General features: G+C 62.3%; 18 protein-coding genes. 10 read left to right on the top strand and 8 right to left on the bottom strand.

Annotation, left to right across the window (positions count from 1 at the left end; genetic code table 11):
- Positions 1–48: 48 nt before the first annotated feature.
- Genes cheB through PverR02_RS06415 form a run of 6 tightly spaced genes read right to left on the bottom strand, consistent with a single transcriptional unit; the run spans position 49 to position 7,416 of the window.
- Entirely contained in the window at positions 49–1,059 is a 1,011-nt protein-coding gene (gene cheB / locus PverR02_RS06440) for a chemotaxis response regulator protein-glutamate methylesterase (protein ID WP_046384489.1), read from the bottom strand.
- Complete coding sequence (locus PverR02_RS06435) at positions 1,056–3,335, bottom strand: hybrid sensor histidine kinase/response regulator (protein ID WP_079442973.1); 2,280 nt, start codon at positions 3,333–3,335, stop codon at positions 1,056–1,058. The genes cheB and PverR02_RS06435 overlap by 4 nt, the downstream gene beginning before the upstream one ends.
- Entirely contained in the window at positions 3,332–4,033 is a 702-nt protein-coding gene (locus PverR02_RS06430) for a chemotaxis protein CheW (protein WP_079442972.1), read from the bottom strand. Before PverR02_RS06430 ends, PverR02_RS06435 begins: the two co-directional genes overlap by 4 nt.
- Positions 4,026–5,285, bottom strand: coding sequence for a CheR family methyltransferase (locus PverR02_RS06425; protein WP_079442971.1), 1,260 nt, complete (start codon positions 5,283–5,285; stop codon positions 4,026–4,028). Before PverR02_RS06425 ends, PverR02_RS06430 begins: the two co-directional genes overlap by 8 nt.
- A complete protein-coding gene (locus PverR02_RS06420; protein WP_046384493.1) occupies positions 5,282–5,794 on the bottom strand; it encodes a chemotaxis protein CheW in 513 nt (170 codons plus the stop codon). The genes PverR02_RS06425 and PverR02_RS06420 overlap by 4 nt, the downstream gene beginning before the upstream one ends.
- Complete coding sequence (locus PverR02_RS06415) at positions 5,794–7,416, bottom strand: methyl-accepting chemotaxis protein (protein ID WP_046384494.1); 1,623 nt, start codon at positions 7,414–7,416, stop codon at positions 5,794–5,796. Before PverR02_RS06415 ends, PverR02_RS06420 begins: the two co-directional genes overlap by 1 nt.
- A gap of 218 nt (positions 7,417–7,634) precedes the next feature.
- On the opposite strand from PverR02_RS06415, the gene PverR02_RS06405 reads away from it, so the two are divergent.
- On the top strand, positions 7,635–9,074 hold the full coding sequence (locus PverR02_RS06405) for a PAAR domain-containing protein (RefSeq protein ID WP_152031988.1): 1,440 nt from the start codon (positions 7,635–7,637) through the stop codon (positions 9,072–9,074).
- A complete protein-coding gene (locus PverR02_RS06400; protein ID WP_057005795.1) occupies positions 9,071–9,682 on the top strand; it encodes a hypothetical protein in 612 nt (203 codons plus the stop codon). The genes PverR02_RS06405 and PverR02_RS06400 overlap by 4 nt, the downstream gene beginning before the upstream one ends.
- A gap of 368 nt (positions 9,683–10,050) precedes the next feature.
- On the opposite strand, the gene PverR02_RS06395 is transcribed toward PverR02_RS06400, so the two are convergent.
- Positions 10,051–10,761, bottom strand: coding sequence for a tellurite resistance TerB family protein (locus PverR02_RS06395; protein WP_017844685.1), 711 nt, complete (start codon positions 10,759–10,761; stop codon positions 10,051–10,053).
- Positions 10,762–10,929: 168 nt separating this feature from the next.
- On the opposite strand from PverR02_RS06395, the gene PverR02_RS06390 reads away from it, so the two are divergent.
- The 8 genes from PverR02_RS06390 (at position 10,930) to PverR02_RS06355 (ending at position 21,023) form a co-directional block, all read left to right on the top strand.
- Entirely contained in the window at positions 10,930–11,841 is a 912-nt protein-coding gene (locus PverR02_RS06390; protein ID WP_017844684.1) for a LysR family transcriptional regulator, read from the top strand.
- Positions 11,842–11,973: 132 nt separating this feature from the next.
- A complete protein-coding gene (locus tag PverR02_RS06385; RefSeq protein ID WP_169881156.1) occupies positions 11,974–13,431 on the top strand; it encodes a gamma-aminobutyraldehyde dehydrogenase in 1,458 nt (485 codons plus the stop codon).
- A 73-nt stretch (positions 13,432–13,504) separates the two neighbouring features.
- The gene (ydcS, locus tag PverR02_RS06380) at positions 13,505–14,656 is read left to right on the top strand and encodes a putative ABC transporter substrate-binding protein YdcS (protein ID WP_017844682.1); all 1,152 of its coding nucleotides are present in this window, start codon (positions 13,505–13,507) and stop codon (positions 14,654–14,656) included.
- A gap of 120 nt (positions 14,657–14,776) precedes the next feature.
- Positions 14,777–15,811, top strand: coding sequence for an ABC transporter ATP-binding protein (locus tag PverR02_RS06375; protein ID WP_079442969.1), 1,035 nt, complete (start codon positions 14,777–14,779; stop codon positions 15,809–15,811).
- A gap of 1 nt (position 15,812) precedes the next feature.
- The gene (locus PverR02_RS06370) at positions 15,813–16,736 is read left to right on the top strand and encodes an ABC transporter permease (protein WP_057005800.1); all 924 of its coding nucleotides are present in this window, start codon (positions 15,813–15,815) and stop codon (positions 16,734–16,736) included.
- Complete coding sequence (locus PverR02_RS06365; protein WP_010563467.1) at positions 16,726–17,535, top strand: ABC transporter permease; 810 nt, start codon at positions 16,726–16,728, stop codon at positions 17,533–17,535. The genes PverR02_RS06370 and PverR02_RS06365 overlap by 11 nt, the downstream gene beginning before the upstream one ends.
- 82 nt (positions 17,536–17,617) lie before the next feature.
- Positions 17,618–19,042: a gamma-aminobutyraldehyde dehydrogenase gene (locus PverR02_RS06360; RefSeq protein WP_017844679.1), complete on the top strand. Its 1,425-nt coding sequence runs from the start codon at positions 17,618–17,620 to the stop codon at positions 19,040–19,042.
- Positions 19,043–19,397: 355 nt separating this feature from the next.
- Positions 19,398–21,023: a glucan biosynthesis protein D gene (locus tag PverR02_RS06355; protein ID WP_046384499.1), complete on the top strand. Its 1,626-nt coding sequence runs from the start codon at positions 19,398–19,400 to the stop codon at positions 21,021–21,023.
- Between the two features lie 59 nt (positions 21,024–21,082).
- On the opposite strand, the gene PverR02_RS06350 is transcribed toward PverR02_RS06355, so the two are convergent.
- Positions 21,083–21,268 (bottom strand): hypothetical protein, encoded by a 186-nt coding sequence (locus tag PverR02_RS06350; RefSeq protein ID WP_017844677.1) that lies wholly within the window; start codon positions 21,266–21,268, stop codon positions 21,083–21,085.
- Position 21,269 lies beyond the last annotated feature (1 nt).

Here is a 21,269-nt window from a genome sequence, read left to right as displayed (position 1 = left end):
CAATCACCTGAATTACTGCCCGCAAACCAGCACCGCCGGGGATATTGATCATTTTGCAAATACCTCCAGCAGTCGGGGCGCAATTCTGTCCAGTGGGCGAATTTCAACAGCAGCGTCAATCGCCGCCGCCGCTTTGGGCATGCCATACACCGCCGAACTCTGCTGGTCCTGGGCGATGGTCAGATATCCTTGTTCCCGCATTAATTTGAGCCCCTGGGCTCCGTCGCGACCCATGCCGGTCAGCAGCACGCCGACGGCATCACCATTCCAGTGGCTGGCCACACTTTCGAAAAACACATCGATGGACGGCCGGTAAATCTCGTTCACCGGCTCGGCTGTATAGGCTAGCGTGCCATTTTTCAACAGACGAATGTGGTGATTGGTGCCAGCCAGCAGCACGACCCCGCTTTGTGGCGGCTCCCCCTCGCGGGCCAGGCGCACCGGCAGGCCGGAGGCGCTGCTCAGCCACTCGGCCATGCCGGCGGCGAACACCTGGTCCACATGCTGCACCAGCACGATGGCGGCGGGAAAGTCCCGGGGCAGGCCCTTGAGCAGGACTTCCAGGGCCGCCGGGCCGCCGGCCGAAGAACCGATCGCCACCAGGCTCTGGCGTTTGCCGGTGCTGCGCGGCGGCGCGGTTTCGGCGCGCACACGACTGCCGCGCTGGCCGATCAGCCAACCTATATTGAGGATCTTGCGCAACAACGGCGCGGCGGCATCCTTGGGATTACCGACGCCCAGGGCCGGCGTATCCACCACATCCAGGGCGCCATGGCCCATGGCTTCGAACACCCGGCTGACATTGGCCTGGCGGTCGACGGTGACGATCACAATCGCGCACGGGCTCTCGGCCATGATCCGCCGGGTGGCTTCCACGCCGTCCATCACCGGCATAATCAGGTCCATCAGGATCAGGTCCGGGGTCAATTCGGCGCAACGCTGCACCGCTTCCAGGCCATTACTGGCTACCCACACCACCTGGTGCGCGGGCTCGAAGCTCACGGCGCGGCGTAACGCCTCCACGGCCATGGGCATGTCATTGACGATTGCAATCCTCATGCCCGCGCGCCTCCGATCAGTTCCACTACGGCATCAAGGAGGGCGTCATCGTGGAAACTGGCTTTGGCCAGATAGTAATCGGCGCCGGCGTCGAGTCCACGGCGTCGGTCTTCTTCGCGGTCCTTGTAGGACACCACCATCACCGGCAACGATTGCAGGCGAGCATCCCGGCGCAAGAGTGTGACCAATTCGATCCCGTCCATACGAGGCATATCAATGTCAGTGATGAGCAGGTCGAAGTCCTCGGAGCGCAAGGCGTTCCAGCCGTCCATGCCATCGACGGCGACGGCCACTTCATAACCGCGGTTAAGCAGCAATTTACGCTGCAATTCACGCACGGTGAGCGAATCGTCCACCACCAGCACGCGTTTGCGCGGGGCTTCGGCGGCCTGCTGGCTGCGCCGGGCGATACGCTCCAGGCGGCCGGTATTGAGCAGCTTGTCCACCGAGCGCAGCATATCTTCGACGTCGACGATCAACACCACCGAGCCATCGTCCAGCAACGCCCCGGCGGAAATATCCTGGACCTTGCCCAACCGATCATCCAGCGGCAGCACCACCAACGTGCGTTCGCCGATAAAACGCTCCACGGCAATGCCATACACCGCATCGCGCTCGCGGATCACCACCACCTTCAACGTCTCGTCATTACCTTGCCCCGGCGGGCGCTGCAACAGCTGGCTGGCGGCGACCAGGCCGACATGCCGGCCTTCGTGCCAGAAATGCTGGCGGCCTTCGAGCTGCACAATGTCGTCGGGCGCCAGGTCGCACATGCGCTCGATATGCGCCAGCGGGAAGGCATAGGCTTCTTCGCCGACTTCCACCACCAGGCTGCGCACCACCGACAGGGTCAACGGCACTTCCAGATGGAAACGGCTGCCCTGCCCCGCCGCTTGCTCCAGCACCACCGCGCCGCGCAGTTGGCGGACCATATGCTGCACCGCATCCAGGCCGACGCCGCGCCCGGAGACTTCGGTGACCTTGTCGCGCAGGCTGAAGCCCGGCAGGAACAGAAACGTCAGCAACTCCTCCTCGCTGAGGTTCAAGGCGGTTTCCACCGTCGACAGATGCCGATCAACGATCGTGCCACGCAGGCGTTCGAGGTCGACGCCATTCCCGTCGTCGCTCAGTTCCAGCACCAGCAAGCCGGCCTGGTGGGAGGCCCGCAAGCGGATCAAGCCTTCGGCCGGCTTGCCCGCCAGCAGGCGTTGTTCCGGCGTTTCGATGCCGTGGTCGACGGCATTGCGCAATAAGTGGGTGAGCGGCGCTTCGAGCTTCTCCAGCACATCACGGTCGACCTGGGTCTTTTCGCCCTCGATCTCCAGGCGCACCTGCTTGCCCAGGCTGCGGCCGAGGTCGCGCACCATGCGGACCTGGCCGGCGAGCACATCGGCAAACGGGCGCATGCGGCAGGCCAGCGCGGTGTCGTAAAGCACCTGGGCGCGTTGCCCGGCCTGCCAGCCGAACTCATCGAGCTCAGCGGTTTTTTCCGCCAGCAGGGCTTGGGCTTCGCTCAGCAAGCGGCGGGCATCGGCCAGGGACTCCTGGGCTTCCAGGCTCAAGTCGAGGGTCTTGAGGTGACCATCGAGGTGGTCCAGCGCACGCACACCGTTACCCTGCACACGCTTGAGGCGTTGCAGGCTGGCCAGGTATGGCTTGAGTCGTTGGGTTTCGACCAGGGATTTGCTCGACAAGTCCAGCAGGCTGTTCAAACGCTCGGCGGTCACACGCAGTACGCGCTCGCCGCCTTCGGTCATGCGCTTGTTCTGACGCAGCGGTTCGCTGCCGAGGGACGGCGCAGGCTCGGGTTCGGCGGGCAGTGCTTCAATCAGCGGAGTGGGCGCTGGAGCAGGCGCGGGCGGCGGCGCCACCTTGGCGGTGGGCTGCGACGGGTCGAGCAGGCGCTCCATCAAGGCCACATACGCCTCGACATCCGCCGGCCCCACGGTGTTGCCCGGCGTGGCGATACGCATCAGCAGGTCGGTGCCTTGCAACAGCGCGTCGATGTGTTCCGGCTGCAGATACAGGCGACTTTCCTGGGCGCTGACCAGGCAATCCTCCATGACATGGGACACGCTGACCCCGGCGTCCACCCCGACAATCCGCGCCGCGCCTTTGAGCGAGTGCGCGGCGCGCATGCAGGCTTCGAGCTGGTCGGCCTGGGTCGGGTTGCGCTCCAGGGCCAGCAGGCCCGCGCTCAGTATCTGGGTCTGGGCATCGGCTTCCAGGCTGAACAATTCCAGCAGCGAGGCATCGCGCATCTGGTCGGGGGTCATGTGAGGCTCCGGGTCACGGCAGACAGCAACTGAGCCTCGTCCAGCCAACGCAGGCTGCGGCCCTTCCACTGCAACACGCCCTGAGTGAAGCGGCCGCTGGCCTGGGTGCCGGAGGCTGATGCCGCCGTCAAAGTACGCTCATCGATGGCATGGATACCGTCGACTTCATCCACCGGCACCACCACCGGGCCATCCTGCGCGGCGATGATCAACATGCGCGGCATGATGCGCCCGCCCGGCGTGCCGTGGTTGATGGCGTCCAGGCCCAACAGCTCGACCAGCGACAGGCACGCCACCAGCGCGCCGCGCACGTTCGCCACGCCAAGCAACGCGCGGGAACGTTGGTGCGGCAGGGAATGGATCGGGTGCAGGGTTGCCACTTCCACCAGGCATCGGGTGGCGATCCCCAGCCATTCTTCGCCGATGCGGAATATCAGCAGGGAACGGGTGACGATGTCTTCGTTCGCCTGGGTATCGGCGACCGGACGATGATCGTCCTGCTGCAACGCATAGCGATCCAGCAAGCGGGTAGCGGCGGCGGAGTACACCGAGCAGTTGCGGCAGTGGATATGGTCCGCCAGCAACGGGCAGGACTTGTCGCCGTGAATGCCGATCCGGTTCCAGCAATCGTCGATGGCCTGGGTGTCGTCCATCGTCAGGGCCAGGCCCGCAGTGTCGAGCGCGTTGGGGCTACTCATGGTTTTTGCTCACTGTCAGCTCGCTACGCGCGGCCCGCGCCTGCAACCGACGCGCCGCCGCAATGTCGCCCTGGGCTTCGAGCAACGCGGCCAGTTGCATCAGGGCCTGCGGATGCTGCGGTTCCAGGTACAAGGCTTTTCGATAAAACCCTTGGGCGTCCAGGGCGTTGCCGGCCACATCGCTGAGCAGCCCCAACCAGTAAAACACCTGGGCGGCCGGCGGGTGTTGACTTAAATAACGCTCGCAGGCGGCACGGGCCTCGGCGCTTTTGCCTTCGTTGGCCAGGGTCGCGATCTGGCTGAGCAGGTCGCCGGCCTCCGACGCCGGCGCCTTGATCGGCACCACCTGGGCATTGAGCGTGCTGAACGGTCGCGGCTTGGGCGGGACCGCTGCGATGCTGCGCCGAGGCGCGGGCGCGGGTATCGGCACGAATATCGGCTCAGGCTTGACCGGCTCGGTGTGCCGGCTGAATGCAAACGACTGCGGCACGCCGATCGAACGCATGCCATGACGCCCCAACAGGCTGCCTTCGGCCGGGCCGATAAACAGCACGCCGTCCACGTGGGTCAGGTTCTTGAGCACGTCGAACACTTGTTTTTGCGTGGGTTGGTCGAAATAGATCAGCAGGTTGCGGCAAAACACAAAGTCGTAGCTCGGCTCATTGGCGAGCAACCCCGGGTCGAGCAGGTTGCCGACTTGCAGGCGCACCTGTTCGCGCACGCGGTCTTCGATGCGATAACCATCGGCCTGCTCGGTGAAGTGGCGGTCGCGAAACTCAAGGTCGCCGCCGCGAAACGAGTTGCGGCCATACACGCCGCGCTGGGCACGCTCCACCGACAGCGGGCTGACGTCCATGCCCTGCACCTTGAACTGGTGCGGCGCCAGGCCGGCATCGAGCAAGGCCATGGCGATCGAATAGGGTTCTTCGCCGGTGGAACAGGGCAGGCTGAGGATGCGCAGCGCGCGCAACTGGTTGATCTCGGCCAGGCGCGCCTTGGCCAGACGGGCCAGGGTCGCAAAGGATTCGGGGTAACGGAAAAACCAGGTCTCGGGCACGATCACCGCTTCGATCAGCGCTTGCTGTTCGTCGTGGGAGTGCTGCAGGTGCTGCCAGTACTCATCCGCCGTGTGGGCCGCGACGGCCTGGCTGCGCTGGCGCACGGCGCGTTCGATGATGGCTTCGCCCACCGAGGCCACGTCCAGGCCAATGCGTTCCTTCAAGAAGGCAAAGAAGCGCGGGTCGTTGCTCATAGGCTCGGCTCGGCAGAAAACAGCAAGGCGCGCACGTCATCGGTGAGCATATCCGCGACGCCGATCCATTGCATCAAGCCCAAGGCATCTTCGCGCACCGGCCCCAGGTAGGGCGCCAGGGGATTGTCCAGGCCGTAGGGTTTGAACTCCGCCGGGTCGCAACGCAGGGTTTCGGTGGCCTGCTCCAGAATCAGTCCCAGCCAACGCGCCTCGAGCCAGGGCTCAGGTTTATAGTTGACCAGCACCAGCCGCGTGCTGGTCCGCGCCTGGGCCGGCTCGCCGAAGGTCAAGGCACTGAGGTCGATGACCGGCACCATCGCGCCACGATGGGCAAAGATACCCGCCACCCACAGCGGTGCATGGGCGATGGGTTTGAGCGGCAGGCGCGGCAGCACTTCGGCCACTTCGGTGGCCTTGAGGGCATACCGTTCGTGGCCGATGTGGAACACCAGGAACAACGCCTTTTTCGCTGCCGGGACGACGCCGAGTTTAGCCGCGAGGTCGCTCATCAGACTTTGAAACGCGACACGCCGCTGCGCAGACCGACCGCAACCTGGCTCAGTTCATCAATGGCAAAGCTGGCCTGGCGCAAGGACTCCACCGTCTGGCTGCTGGCATCGCCCAATTGCACCAGCGCGTGGTTGATCTGCTCGGCCCCGGTGGCCTGGGCCTGCATGCCTTCGTTGACCATCAACACCCGCGGCGCCAGGGCCTGGACCTGGTGGATGATCTGCGACAGTTGCTCGCCCACTTGCTGCACCTCGAACATGCCCCGGCGCACTTCTTCGGAGAACTTGTCCATGCCCATCACCCCGGCGGACACCGCCGACTGGATCTCGCGCACCATCTGCTCGATGTCGTAGGTGGCCACGGCGGTCTGGTCGGCCAGGCGGCGCACTTCAGTGGCCACCACGGCAAAGCCGCGGCCGTACTCACCGGCCTTCTCGGCCTCGATGGCGGCGTTGAGGGACAACAGGTTGGTCTGGTCGGCAACTTTGACGATGGTCACCACCACCTGGTTGATGTTGCCGGCCTTCTCGTTAAGGATCGCCAGCTTGGCGTTGACCAGCTCAGCCGCGCCCATCACCGAGTGCATGGTTTCTTCCATGCGCGCCAGGCCTTGCTGGCCGGAACCGGCGGCGACCGAGGCCTGGTCGGCGGCAGTGGAGACTTCGGTCATGGTACGGACCAAGTCCTTGGAAGTGGCGGCGATCTCCCGCGAAGTGGCGCCGATCTCGGTGGTAGTTGCCGCGGTTTCCGTGGCCGTGGCCTGTTGTTGCTTGGAGGTGGCGGCAATCTCGGTGACCGAGGTAGTCACCTGCACCGACGAACGCTGGGCCTGGGACACCAGGGCTGTCAGTTCGGTCATCATGTCGTTGAAGCCGGTTTCGACCGCGCCGAATTCGTCCTTGCGCTCCAGGTTCAAGCGCTTGCTCAGGTCACCGGTACGCATGACGTCGAGGATCTCGACGATACGCTGCATCGGCGCCATGATTGCGCGCATCAACAGCAGACCGCACAGGCCAGCGGCGAAGATGGCGATGATCAGCGAAACCGCCATGCTGAGCTTGGCCGACATCACCGACTCGTCGATGGCCGATGTGGCGCGGTCAGACACGCTCTTGTTTTCGGTGATGATGTCGTTGAGCTTCATGCGCCCTTCGGTCCAGATCGGCGTCAATTGCTCTTCGACCAGCACGCTCGCACCCGGCAAATCATTGGCTTCAATGCGCGCCAGCACCTCGGCGAGGGCCTTGTTGTAGTTGATATGCGCCGCCTTGAAGTTATCGAACTCCATGCGATCAGCCTGGCTGTTGACGGTTTTTTCGTAATTGGCCATCTGCTGTTCAATACGCGCTTCGAAAGACTTGAAGTCCGTCTTATCGGCACTGGTGAGGGTTTTATCTGCGCGCAGGCCGATGATATCGATGGTCAGCAGATAGCTGTCGACCCATGCGCTGCGGATCATCGAACTGAGGTAAACCCCCGGAACCGCATCGTCCCGGACCGATTCCTGGCTGGCTTCGATCTTCAGCAACCGCGAGTAGGACACCACAACCATCAGCAGCATGATCGCGACAATGACCGCAAAGCTCGCCAAAATCCGCTGGCGCAAGGTCCAATTCTTCACAGTGTTTCCTCGAAGAGCCATTCAAATGGGGGGGGGAGTATAGCTGAGCACAAGCCTTCATTTATCAATGGGTTTCGACGTGGTGCCCACAGAATGCAAAAACATCCCTGAAGGTAATTACAGAACCAACCTACAAAAACCCGCGAAGCGTCCGACTACCGGGCTTTTCTCGCCGAGCCTAGCGTGCTGGTCCCTGCGAACAAAAGGACATCGCTGGCATGCGCCGCTATTTCATTACCCGAGGAGCCAAGACCACCGCTGGCGGGACCGTCGTCGGCGGTTTGACGGGCTTTCGCATCACCCAAGTGGACATCGCCCTTGAAGGTCATGAGGTGCTTTGCCCGATGTGCAAAACCACCGGGGTCATAGTTTGTGTTGGCCCGCGCCTGGAGCAGTGGGCACGAGGGCGACGGGTGGCGCTCTCGGACGATCTCTGCCGCTGCCAATGCGACCCGCCCCCTCGCCTGCTGGCCGACCAGTTCGAGCGGTTTCAGACCCTTACCGCCGAAGACTCCGCGGTACACCGCCGAAGCGCGACCGCATCGGAAGCGCCAGCGCCCGCGAAAAATCCCACCCCGAGCTCAACGCCTTCCGCTTTCAGCGAAATACTCGAGTCAGCCTGCGAGCGCAATTGGCGCTTCTACCAGAAGCAGGCAGAAGACGTGATCGCCCCCGGCGGCAAGCTGATCGCCGACCCCAGGTTGCGCAACCGGCTCATCAACTCGGCGTATGCCCAGCTCTGGCGCCTCGATAACCGTTTTCAGTGGGCGGGCCTTGCGGCGTTTGCCTCCAAGCAAGTGGGGTGCGGTTTGCTGCACGCGGCAGAGTCCATCGAGAAAATTCAGGCGGAATTTGAAGCGGCGGAGCAATTGCGAAGAAGTGCCCGGAAAGGGGTTTGGGGATTGTTCAGCGCCGAGGAGCGTGAACGGCAGGCAAAGCTGCGGGAGTACGAGCGGCGCCTGCGGGAGTATGAACAGGCCAGCCGTAATAACCCGGTGCCTGATGTTGATTGGCGGCGCGAGGGTGAACCGTTATCGAGCGTGCAGCAGCTTTATCAACATGTGTACGAGAGGATGGCGATGGGCAATACCACGCTGTTTTTGGATGTTTTTCCGTTGCATGCGTTTTATAAGGAGCGGGGATTGGGGTTGCTTGAGACCTGCCTGTCCTCGCGCCAGAACATTTTTGAGGATGGGCTGCAGCGGGTGTTGTGGCCGGTGGGGCAGGAAAATTTAAGGTTTGGGCTTGACCACGACTACATTCTGCAAGCCTTTCAGGCCATTGACGAAGGAAATATCGCCGAAAGTGTTAAGTATCTGGCTTGGCATGAACAGCAGAATATCCTTCAGCCAACCATGTATACCGACCAAAAATTAGTGGCTCTGCTACGTAGCAACCATCTTTCATACGTCACGGGCATACCGTCCGGAGCAGCACAGGCCATTGAGCTAACGCTGGCAAGCCAATGCCGCTCTGTTGATGACGGCAGGGTCATTGAGTTCAGCAACAACCCCATCGCCAACTTGGCCGATATCGATCAACGCATGACCTTTGTGCTCAAGGCCGCGGCGCAATTTGACAAGCTGTTAAATAGCGGTGAGCGGCATCGAATCGAACAAGCGCTGGATGATGTCGCTGCAGGTCGGGGCATGCGATGAACCGGCTCTCACAAGTAAACTGGCGACATGCCGCACTTGTATTGTTCGCTGCCGTACTACTGGTAGGAATGATACGTTTCTTCACCAGTACGCCAGAAATCGCACTGATGCTTGGGGAGCCTTGGGAAGACATGCGTCAGCGCTCCAGTGCAGCAATCGCCCCTGCTATTCCCGGAGAAATATGGGGGAGGCTACCAAAGTCCGACGCCCGTCTACGCTTCATAGACCCTCAATATGGATTCGTTACCCCGCCTGCCCGCTTCCTCGCGGTAAGTTTCGACAAGGAGCGCGTTGGTAGTATCCGCATGTCCCCCCAAATCGAACCGCTATTGCTCGATGACACCCTCAACGTCGTGCTGTATTTGCAAAAACAATGGAGCAATGCCGGCTGGCTGCCCATCCGAGTCGCCTCCAACCCTCCATTCGCCGACACACCTGAATGGCGTGCTCGATTGCGAAATGTGAACCGGGGTGGCAAGTCTTACTGGCGGGCAGAAAACAAATACCAAGTCATGTTGGTAGTTGGGCGCTTCAAGGACTATCGGCATCCCACAGAAGAGCGGTACCTCATTACACTGGAATTATCCAGACCGTGGGGGCTGCCATAAATAGATTTGTTAAATCGTTTCCACAGAACGTGAGAACGATCTTCATCGTGCGCAGGCATGCCTAGAGGGTGGCCTGAGGCACCCTTTTCACAGAACCAACCTACAAAAACCCGCGAAGCGTCCGACTACCAGGCTTTTCTCGCCGAGCCTAGCGTGCTGGTCCCTGCGAACAAAAGGACATCGCTGGCATGCGCCGCTATTTGATTACCCGAGGAGCCAAGACCACCGCTGGCGGGACCGTCGTCGGCGGTTTGACGGGCTTTCGCATCACCCAAGTGGACATCGCCCTTGAAGGTGAGGACCGGGGGTTGGGCTCACTTGAGACCTGCTTGCGGTCGCGCCAGAACATTTATGAGGAGGAACGATCCCTAAAGCGTCGCCTGGCGCACCTGTTTCTCCAATTCAACCTTCAAACCGGGCTCCAACTTGAGCTGCCGCGCCAGCTCATCCAGGTACGCCTTCTCCATAAAGTTCTCCTCATCCACCAGCATCACACTGGCGATGTACATCTCGGCGGCCATTTCCGGGGTGCCGGCGGCCCGCGCCACGTCGGCCGGGTCGAGGGGTTTGTTCAGCTCGCCGTGCAGCCAGCTTTGCAATTCACGGTCGTTATCCAGCTTGTTGAATTCACCTTCGATCAGCGCGCGCTCGCGCTCATCCACATGCCCGTCGGCCTTGGCCGCCGCCACCAATGCCTTGAGGATGCCCTGGCTGTGTTGCTCGACCTGGGCTGGCGGCAGGCGGTCGATGGTCTGCGGTTCGCCTTGGGGCGCGCTGGCCTGTTGCGCCTGCCAGTTGCCATAGGCTTTGTAGGCGATCACGCCCAATGCCGCCAACCCGCCATAGGTCAGGGCCTTGCCGCCGAATTTGCGCGCTTTTTTATTGCCCAGCAGCAGGCCCATGGCCCCAGCGGCCAGGGCCCCGCCGCCAGCGCCGCCGAGCAAACTGCCGAGCCCGCCACTGCCGAGCAGGCCGCCAAGGGCGCCTTTGTCGTCGGATTTGCGCTGGCCGCCGGCCTTGTTCTGCAACATGTCCTGACCAGACTTGAGCAGTTGTTCGAGTAATCCACGGGTATTCATGCGTAGCCTCCAGACACCAGGGTTCATAAGACCAATAGACTCCCAGCGTAAAACTTAGCGCCAAAAAACCCCGATCTAGAGTGCTTCCAGATGTAACGCGGCTATCCTTCGGTTAAATCGATATACACTCGAGCAAATCGATAAAAACACCCCACTGGTAATTCCAGCATGATGACCTTGCGTCAGATCCGCCACTTCATCGCCGTGGCCGAGACCGGTTCGATCTCCGCCGCTGCGCAAACCGCGTTTATTTCGCAGTCGACCCTGACCCTGGCGATCCAGCAACTGGAACAGGAAATCGGCGTCAACCTGTTCAACCGCCACGCCAAGGGCATGACCCTGACCCACCAGGGCCATCAGTTCCTGCGCCAGGCGCACTTGATCCTGGCCACCGTCGACAACGCCAAGCGCAGCCTGCAGCAGAGCACCGACCAGGTGGCCGGGCAATTGATCGTCGGCGTGACCAGCCTGGTGGCCGGTTATTACCTGGCCGACCTGCTCACCCGCTTCCAACGCGCCTACCCCAATGTGGAAATCCGCGTGATGGAGGATGAGCGCCCGTACATCGAGCATTTGCTGGTCAGCGGCGAGATCGATGTGGGCGTGTTGATCCTCTCCAACCTCGAAGACCGCCACGCCCTGCAGACCGAAGTACTCACCCACTCGCCCCACCGCCTGTGGCTGCCGGCGCAACATCCGCTGCTGGAGCACGACAGCATCAACCTGGCCGATGTGGCGCGTGAGCCGTTGATTCAGCTGAACGTCGACGAAATGGGCCACAACGCTCAACGCATGTGGGCCTCTGCCTGCCTGCAACCACACGTCACTTTGCGCACCGCCTCCACCGAAGCCGTGCGCAGCCTGGTGGCCGCCGGCCTGGGCGTGTCGATCCAGCCGGACATGACCTACCGCCCCTGGTCCCTGGAGGGCGACATTATCGAAGCGCGCCCCATCGCCGACCTCAGCCAGACCCTCGACGTCGGCCTCGCCTGGCGCCGTGGCACCGCGCGCCCGGCGCTGGTCGACCCGTTCCTGACCGTGGCGCGGGAACAGCCGCACCCACGCAAGCCATCTATTTAATCGAATGCTGCATTCAGTATTTAGTATTTGTTGACCTCGCGCCTGACCTCTAGTCTCTGTGCATCCATAAGAGAAAGTCGGGCGCCTTGTAAGAGAACGCCCATGGCCACACAAGAAAAGAGATCGCGAAAAATGTCCGCTGCGCCCACCCCGCTGCTCACTGCGTTGCTGATCGACGGCGAACTGGTCCAGGGCCAGGGCTTTGTCGAACCGATTCTCAACCCAGCCACGGGCGAAGTGCTGACTCAGATCGCCGAAGCCAGCATCGAACAGGTCGAAACCGCGATCCTTGCCGCCCACCGCGCATTTGCCGGCTGGTCCCGCACCACGCCGCAGCAACGTTCGAACATTCTGCTGGGCATCGCCGATGCCATCGAGCACCAAGCTGACTACCTGGCTCGCCTCGAATCCCTGAACTGCGGCAAACCGTTGCACCTGGCCCGCCAGGATGACTTGAGCGCCACCGTCGATGTGTTCCGCTTCTTTGCCGGCGCCGTGCGCTGCCAGACCGGCCAGCTCAGCGGCGAATACCTGCCGGGCTACACCAGCATGGTGCGGCGTGACCCGATTGGCGTGGTGGCCTCGATTGCGCCGTGGAATTACCCGCTGATGATGGCCGCGTGGAAGATCGCCCCCGCCCTGGCCGCCGGTAATACCCTGGTGTTCAAGCCGTCGGAACACACGCCGCTGTCGATCCTCGCCCTCGCTCCAGCGCTCAACCAGTTGTTGCCGCGCGGGGTGATCAACATTGTGTGCGGCGGCGGCGAAGGCGTCGGCAGCCATCTGGTCAGCCACCCGAAGGTGCGGATGGTGTCGTTGACCGGCGATATCGTCACCGGACAAAAGATCCTGCAAGCCGCGTCGAAAACCCTTAAACGCACGCACCTGGAACTGGGCGGCAAGGCGCCAGTGATTGTGTGCAACGACGCCGACCTGCAAGCCGTGGTCGAAGGCGTGCGCGCCTACGGTTACTACAACGCCGGCCAGGACTGCACCGCCGCGTGCCGTATCTACGCCCAGGCGGGGATTCACGACAAATTGGTCGCCGACCTGGGCGCGGCGGTCAGCAGCCTGCGCTTTGCCGGCAAGCGCGATGCCGACAACGAACTCGGCCCGCTGATCAGCACGCGCCAGCGCGACCGCGTCGCCAGCTTTGTCGAACGCGCCCTCGGCCAGCCGCATATCGAACGCGTCACCGGCGCCGCCGTGCATTCCGGCGCGGGCTTCTTTTATCAGCCGACGTTGCTCGCCGGCTGTAAACAAAGTGATGAAATCGTCCAGCGCGAAGTGTTCGGCCCGGTGGTCACCGTGACCCGCTTCGACGAACTGGAACAAGCGGTGGACTGGGCCAACGACTCCGAATACGGCCTGGCCTCGTCGGTGTGGACGCAGAACCTGGACAAGGCCATGCAGGTCGCGGCGCGCCTGCAATACGGCTGCACCTGGATCAACAGTCATTTCATGCTGGTCAGCGAAATGCCCCACGGCGGCTTGAAGCGCTCCGGGTATGGCAAAGATCTGTCCAGCGATTCGCTACAGGACTACAGCGTGGTGCGGCACATCATGGCTCGCCACGGCCAGCACCTTTAAAACAACAACTAAGCTCAAGCGTCACCGGCTGCAAAAAACTGCCCCGACCATAATTAAAGAAGAGGGATTCCCCATGTCCGCGCATAAGACCGCACTGCTCAGTGCCCTGACCACCGCGCTGCTGGCCAGCGCCAGCCTGCAGGCCGCCGAACCGCTCAAAGCGGTAGGCGCCGGCGAAGGCCAGCTGGATATCGTCGCCTGGCCCGGCTATATCGAACGGGGCGAAAGCGACAAGGCTTACGACTGGGTCACAGGTTTCGAGAAGGAAACCGGCTGCAAGGTCAATGTGAAAACCGCCGCTACCTCTGACGAAATGGTCAGCTTGATGGCCAAGGGCGGTTACGACCTGGTCACCGCGTCAGGCGATGCGTCGCTGCGGTTGATCGTCGGCAAGCGGGTGCAGCCGATCAATACCGCGTTGATTCCCAACTGGAAGACTATCGACCCGCGCCTGAAAGACGCGCCGTGGTACGTGGTCGGCCAGCAAACCTACGGTACTCCGTACCAGTGGGGGCCGAACGTGCTGATGTACAACACCAACGTGTTCAAGACCGCGCCCACCAGTTGGAATGTGCTGTTCGAGGCGCAGAACCTGCCGGACGGCAAGCCGAACAAAGGCCGCGTGCAAGCCTACGACGGCCCGATCTACATCGCCGATGCGGCGCTGTACCTCAAGTCGACCAAGCCGGAGCTGGGCATCCAGAGCCCCTACGAACTGACCGAAACCCAATACAAAGCCGTGCTCGACCTGTTGCGCGCACAGCAACCGTTGATCCACCGCTACTGGCACGACACCACCGTACAGATGAGTGACTTCAAGAACGAAGGCGTGGTCGCCTCCAGCGCCTGGCCGTATCAGGTCAACGGCCTGATCAACGAGAAGCAGCCGATTGCCTCGACCATTCCCAAGGAAGGCGCCACCGGCTGGGCCGACACCACCATGCTGCACAGCGAGGCCAAGCACCCGAACTGCGCCTACAAATGGATGGACTGGTCGCTGCAGCCGAAGGTCCAGGGCGATGTCGCCGCCTGGTTCGGCTCCCTGCCGGCGGTGCCGGCGGCCTGCACCGGTAGCGAATTGCTCGGCGCCGAGGGCTGCAAGACCAACGGCTTCGACCAGTTCGACAAGATCGCCTTCTGGAAAACCCCGCAGGCTGAGGGCGGCAAGTTCGTGCCGTACAGCCGCTGGACCCAGGATTACATCGCGATCATGGGCGGGCGCTAATCCCCCCTGTGGGAGGGGGCTTGCTCCCTCCCACATTGAGCGCATTCACAGATGTTCTGTTTTTTCAGAAGTCCAGGCCGGGCCGCTGCGACGACCCGCGCCTTTTGGGAGCACCGCACCATGACGCTTGCAGTCCAATTCACCCACGTTTCCCGTCAGTTCGGCGAAGTGAAAGCCGTTGACCGGGTTTCCATCGATATCCAGGACGGCGAGTTCTTTTCCATGCTCGGCCCTTCCGGCTCCGGCAAGACCACCTGCCTGCGCCTGATCGCCGGGTTCGAGCAGCCGAGCGCAGGCTCGATCCGGATTCATGGCGAGGAAGCCGCCGGCTTGCCGCCGTATCAGCGTGACGTCAACACGGTATTCCAGGATTACGCGCTGTTCCCCCACATGAATGTACGCGACAACGTGGCCTACGGCCTGAAAGTCAAAGGCGTGGGCAAGACCGAGCGCCTCGACCGCGCCGAAGAAGCCCTGACCATGGTCGCCCTCGGCGGCTACGGCGAGCGCAAGCCGGTGCAGCTCTCCGGCGGCCAGCGCCAACGGGTCGCCCTGGCCCGCGCGCTGGTCAATCGCCCGCGCGTGTTGCTGCTGGATGAACCGCTGGGTGCCCTCGACCTCAAGCTGCGCGAACAGATGCAAAGCGAGCTGAAAAAGCTGCAACGCCAGCTCGGCATCACGTTTATCTTCGTGACCCACGACCAGACCGAAGCGCTGTCGATGTCCGACCGCGTGGCCGTGTTCAACAAGGGCCGCATCGAACAGGTCGACACCCCGCGCAACCTCTATATGAAACCGGCCACCGCGTTCGTCGCCGAATTCGTCGGCACCTCCAATGTGATTCGCGGCGATTTGGCCCAGCGCCTCAGCGGCAGCCCGCAGCCGTTCTCGATCCGCCCGGAGCACGTGCGCTTTGCCGAAGGCCCGCTGGCGGCCGACGAAGTGGAAATCAGCGGCCTGTTGCATGACATCCAGTACCAGGGCAGCGCCACCCGCTACGAACTGAAACTGGCGAACGGCCAGGCGTTGAACATCAGCCAGGCGAATAACCAGTGGCTGGACATCAGCAACGGCTATCAGGTCGGCCAGACCATCACCGCACGCTGGGCGCGGGCCGCCATGACCACCCTGACCGACCACGCAGGCGAGGTGTGACATGAGCCTGACCCAAGCGCCGATGCGCAGGTTTTCCAACCTGCTGTATCGCAGACCCAACCTCTACCTGGCAATGCTGCTGATACCGCCGCTGATCTGGTTCGGCGCGATCTACCTGGGCTCGTTGCTGACCTTGCTGTGGCAGGGTTTCTACACGTTCGACGACTTCACCATGGCGGTCACGCCGGACCTGACCCTGGCCAACTTTGCCGCACTGTTCCAGCCATCGAACTTCGACATCATCCTGCGCACCCTGAGCATGGCGATCGTGGTGTCGCTCGCCAGCGCCATCGTCGCCTTCCCCATCGCCTATTACATGGCGCGCTACACCACGGGCAAGACCAAGGCGTTCTTCTATATCGCGGTGATGATGCCGATGTGGGCCAGCTATATCGTCAAGGCATATGCCTGGACCCTGCTGCTGGCCAAGGGCGGCGTGGCGCAATGGTTTGTGCAGCACCTGGGGCTGGAGCCGCTGTTGCAGTTCGTGCTGGGAATCCCCGGCGTGGGCGGCAGCACCTTGAGCACCTCGCACCTGGGGCGGTTCATGGTGTTCGTCTACATCTGGCTGCCGTTCATGATCCTGCCGATCCAGGCGTCGCTGGAGCGTTTGCCGCCGTCGTTGCTGCAAGCCTCGGCCGACCTGGGCGCCAAGCCGCGCCAGACCTTCATGCAGGTGATCCTGCCGCTGTCGGTGCCGGGGATTGCCGCCGGTTCGATCTTCACGTTTTCGCTGACCCTGGGCGACTTCATCGTGCCGCAACTGGTCGGGCCGCCGGGTTACTTCGTCGGCGGCATGGTGTACGCCCAGCAAGGCGCCATCGGCAACATGCCAATGGCCGCGGCGTTCACCCTAGTGCCGATCGTGCTGATCGCGGTTTACCTGTCCATCGTCAAACGCCTGGGGGCCTTCGATGCACTCTGAGAAATCATCCATCGGCCTGAAGATCGCGGCCTGGGGCGGCTTGGTGTTTCTACACTTCCCGATCCTGATCATCTTCCTGTATGCCTTCAACACCGAAGAGGCGGCGTTCAGCTTTCCACCCCAGGGCTTCACCCTGAGGTGGTTCAGCGTGGCGTTCGCCCGCCCGGACGTGCTCGAAGCGATCAAGCTGTCGCTGCAGATCGCGGCGATCGCTACCCTGATCGCCATGGTCCTCGGTACCCTCGCTTCAGCCGCGCTGTATCGCCGCGAGTTCTTCGGCAAGCAAGGCGTGTCGCTGATGCTGATCCTGCCGATCGCGCTGCCGGGGATCATCACCGGTATCGCCCTGCTGGCGACGTTCAAGACGTTGGGCATCGAGCCGGGGATGTTCACCATCATCGTCGGCCACGCGACCTTCTGCGTGGTGATCGTCTACAACAACGTCATCGCCCGCTTGCGCCGCACCTCCCACAGCCTGATCGAAGCCTCGATGGACCTGGGCGCCGACGGCTGGCAGACCTTCCGCTACATCATCATGCCCAACCTCGGCTCGGCGCTGCTGGCCGGCGGCATGCTGGCGTTTGCGCTGTCGTTCGACGAAATCATCGTCACCACCTTCACCGCCGGGCATGAGCGCACCTTGCCGCTGTGGCTGCTCAACCAGTTGAGTCGCCCACGGGATGTGCCGGTGACCAACGTGGTGGCGATGCTGGTGATGATCGTGACGATGTTCCCGATTCTGGGTGCCTATTACCTGACCCGCGGCGGTGAAAGCGTGGCAGGCAGTGGCGGTAAATAATGTGGGTATTGGAGAAGTGCCCCCCCACACTCAGAGCCGGTTTCTTCAGGGCAATAACAACAGTTTTTTGGAGGAGTGAACCATGCAAACCAAACTCTTGATCAACGGCCAACTGGTCAAAGGCGAAGGCCCGGCGCAGGCCGTATTCAACCCGGCGTTGGGCCGTGTGCTGGTGGAAATCAACGAAGCCAGCGAAGCCCAGGTCGACGCCGCCGTGCGGGCCGCCGATGCAGCGTTTGAAAGCTGGTCACAGACCACGCCCAAGGATCGCTCGCTGTTGCTGCTGAAACTGGCGGACGTGATCGAAGCCCACGGCGAAGAACTGGCCAAGCTGGAATCGGACAACTGCGGCAAACCCTACAGTGCGGCACTGAACGACGAGATCCCGGCGATTGCCGACGTGTTCCGCTTTTTTGCCGGTGCCAGCCGCTGCATGAGCGGCTCGGCCGGCGGTGAATACCTGCCGGGCCACACCTCGATGATCCGCCGCGATCCGGTGGGCGTGATCGCCTCCATCGCCCCGTGGAACTACCCGCTGATGATGGTCGCCTGGAAAATCGCCCCAGCCCTGGCCGCCGGTAATACCGTGGTGCTCAAGCCGTCGGAACAAACCCCGCTGACCGCGTTGCGTATGGTCGAACTGGCGTCGGAGATCTTCCCGGCCGGCGTGCTCAACCTGGTCTTCGGCCGTGGGCCCACCGTGGGCAGCCCGTTGGTGAACCACCCGAAAGTACGCATGGTGTCGCTGACCGGCTCCATCGCCACGGGCGCCAACATCATTTCCAACACCGCCGACCGCGTGAAGCGCATGCACATGGAACTGGGCGGCAAGGCGCCGGTGATCATCTTCAACGACGCGGACATCGACGCGGCGGTGGAAGGCATCCGCACCTTCGGTTTCTACAACGCCGGCCAGGATTGCACCGCGGCGTGCCGTATCTATGCCCAAGCGGAAATCTATGACGCGTTCGTCGAGAAGCTCGGCGCGGCAGTCGCCAGTATCAAGTACGGCTTGCAGGACGACCCGACCACCGAGCTGGGCCCGCTGATCACCGCGCAACACCGCGACCGCGTGGCCGGTTTCGTCGAACGTGCCGTGGCGCAGCCGCATATCCGTCTGGTGACTGGTGGCAAGGCGGTGGAAGGCAATGGCTTCTTCTTTGAGCCGACGGTTTTGGCCGATGCGCAGCAGGACGACGAGATCGTGCGCCGCGAGGTGTTCGGGCCGGTGGTGTCGGTGACCAAGTTCGCCGATGAAGCACAGGTGCTGGGCTGGGCCAACGATTCGGACTACGGTCTGGCGTCATCCGTATGGACCGCCGACGTGGGACGCGCCCATCGCTTGGCTGCGCGCTTGCAGTATGGCTGCACCTGGGTGAACACCCACTTCATGCTCGTCAGCGAAATGCCTCACGGCGGTCAGAAACTGTCGGGGTATGGCAAGGACATGTCCATGTACGGGCTGGAGGACTACACCACCGTGCGCCACGTGATGTTCAAGCACTGAACCTCGCCCTGATACCTTGACTGTAGGAGCAAGCTTGCTCGCGAAGAACGCCAATGATAATGCGGGGCATCCGATTAAACGCGGTGTCCAGGCGCCTGTCGCGAGCAAGCCCCCGCCTACATTGGATCTTCATAATTCCTGGGTAATGTGCTCTCTCAAAGCCCGGAAATGTCTTGTCTCATTTGCCAAGCCATCATCCCGCCATCAATCATTTTTCCTACGCCATCGAACCGCTTAAGCTATGCGGCGTCTGTTTAATGTCCGTTGCGTTTGGCCGAAGGCATGTCCGAACCGTTATCTTTGATCCAGCACGCGCCAGGGCCGGCGCGGGATTTGCTCACGACAGGTTGTCTCTATGCACCGCAGGAATTTGCTTAAAGCGTCCATGGCCATTGCGGCTTACACCGGTTTATCGGCCAGCGGCCTGTTGGCTGCGCAAGCCTGGGCCGGGAACCGCGCCGCCGACGGCAAGGCCGTGGCGTTCGACTTCGAAACGCTGAAGGCCCAGGCCAGGCAACTCGCCGGGACCGCGTATAAAGACACCAAACAGGTGCTGCCGCCCACCCTGGCGACCATGACCCCGCAAAATTTCAACGCCATCGGCTACGACGGCAAACACTCGCTGTGGAAGGAAGTGAACGGCCAGTTGGACGTGCAGTTTTTCCACGTCGGCATGGGCTTCAAGACGCCCGTTCGCATGCACGCCGTCGACCCCACGACCCGCGAGGCCCGCGAAGTGCATTTCCGCCCTTCGCTGTTCAACTATGAAAAAACCACGGTCGACACCCAACAACTGACCGGCGACCTGGGTTTCTCCGGCTTCAAGCTGTTCAAGGCGCCGGAACTGGATCGCCATGACGTGCTGTCGTTTCTCGGCGCCAGCTACTTCCGCGCGGTGGATTCCACGGGGCAATATGGCCTTTCCGCACGCGGCCTGGCGATCGATACCTACGCGAAAAAGCGCGAGGAATTCCCCGACTTCACGCAGTTCTGGTTCGAAACCCCGGATAAAAATGCCACGCGCTTTGTGGTCTACGCCCTGCTCGACTCGCCGAGCGCCACCGGCGCCTACCGTTTCGATATCGACTGCCAGGCCAACCAGGTGGTCATGGCAATCGACGCCCATATCAATGCGCGCACCGCCATCGAACAACTGGGCATCGCGCCGATGACCAGCATGTTCAGTTGCGGCACCCACGAGCGGCGCATGTGCGACACCATCCACCCGCAGATCCACGACTCGGACCGCCTGGCGATGTGGCGCGGCAACGGCGAGTGGATCTGCCGCCCGCTGAACAACCCGGCCAAGCTGCAATTCAATGCGTTCGCCGACACCGACCCGAAAGGCTTCGGCCTGGTGCAGACCGACCATGAATTCGCCAGCTACCAGGACACCGTCGACTGGTACAGCAAGCGCCCAAGCCTGTGGGTCGAACCGACCACCGCGTGGGGCGAAGGCTCGATCGACCTGCTGGAGATCCCGACCACCGGCGAGACCCTGGACAATATCGTGGCCTTCTGGACCCCGAAAAAACCGGTGGCCGCCGGTGATTCACTCAACTATGGCTACAAGTTGTACTGGAGCGCCCTGCCACCAGTGAGCACGCCGTTGGCGCAAGTCGACGCCACGCGTTCAGGCATGGGCGGCTTCACCGAAGGCTGGGCACCGGGCGAACATTACCCGCCAGTCTGGGCGCGGCGGTTTGCCGTGGACTTCAAGGGCGGCGGCCTGGATCGCCTGGCAGCCGGCACCGGGATCGAGCCGGTGGTGACCTGTTCCCACGGCGAGGTGAAAGACTTCAGCGTGCTGGTGCTCGACAGCATCAAGGGCTATCGCATCCTCTTCGACTGGTACCCGACCAGCGACAGCGTGGAGCCAGTGGAACTGCGCCTGTTTATCCGCACGCAGGACCGCACCTTGAGTGAAACCTGGTTGTATCAGTACTTCCCGCCGGCACCGGAGCAGCGTAAATACACCTGACACCGTGACCGACCATGTGAGCGCGGGCTTGCCCGCCCCCACATGGGGTCACAGCCCGCTCAGAACCGCGACACACTCTTCATCGCCCCAATCAAATAGCGCATCGCCACCTGATCGTTCTCGGTCAGAGCGCGATACTGCGCGAGCAATTCAGCTTCATCGGAACTCAACCTTCGGGCACGCAAGGACACCCTGCGGGTCAGAAAAGACGCCACCACACCCGCTACACCATAGGACTTGGCCATG

This window comes from Pseudomonas veronii (genome assembly GCF_002028325.1).
In the GTDB taxonomy this organism is placed as follows: domain Bacteria; phylum Pseudomonadota; class Gammaproteobacteria; order Pseudomonadales; family Pseudomonadaceae; genus Aquipseudomonas; species Aquipseudomonas veronii.
Note: the sequence above shows the minus strand (reverse complement) of the source record. Positions and strands in the feature narration are given on the sequence as shown.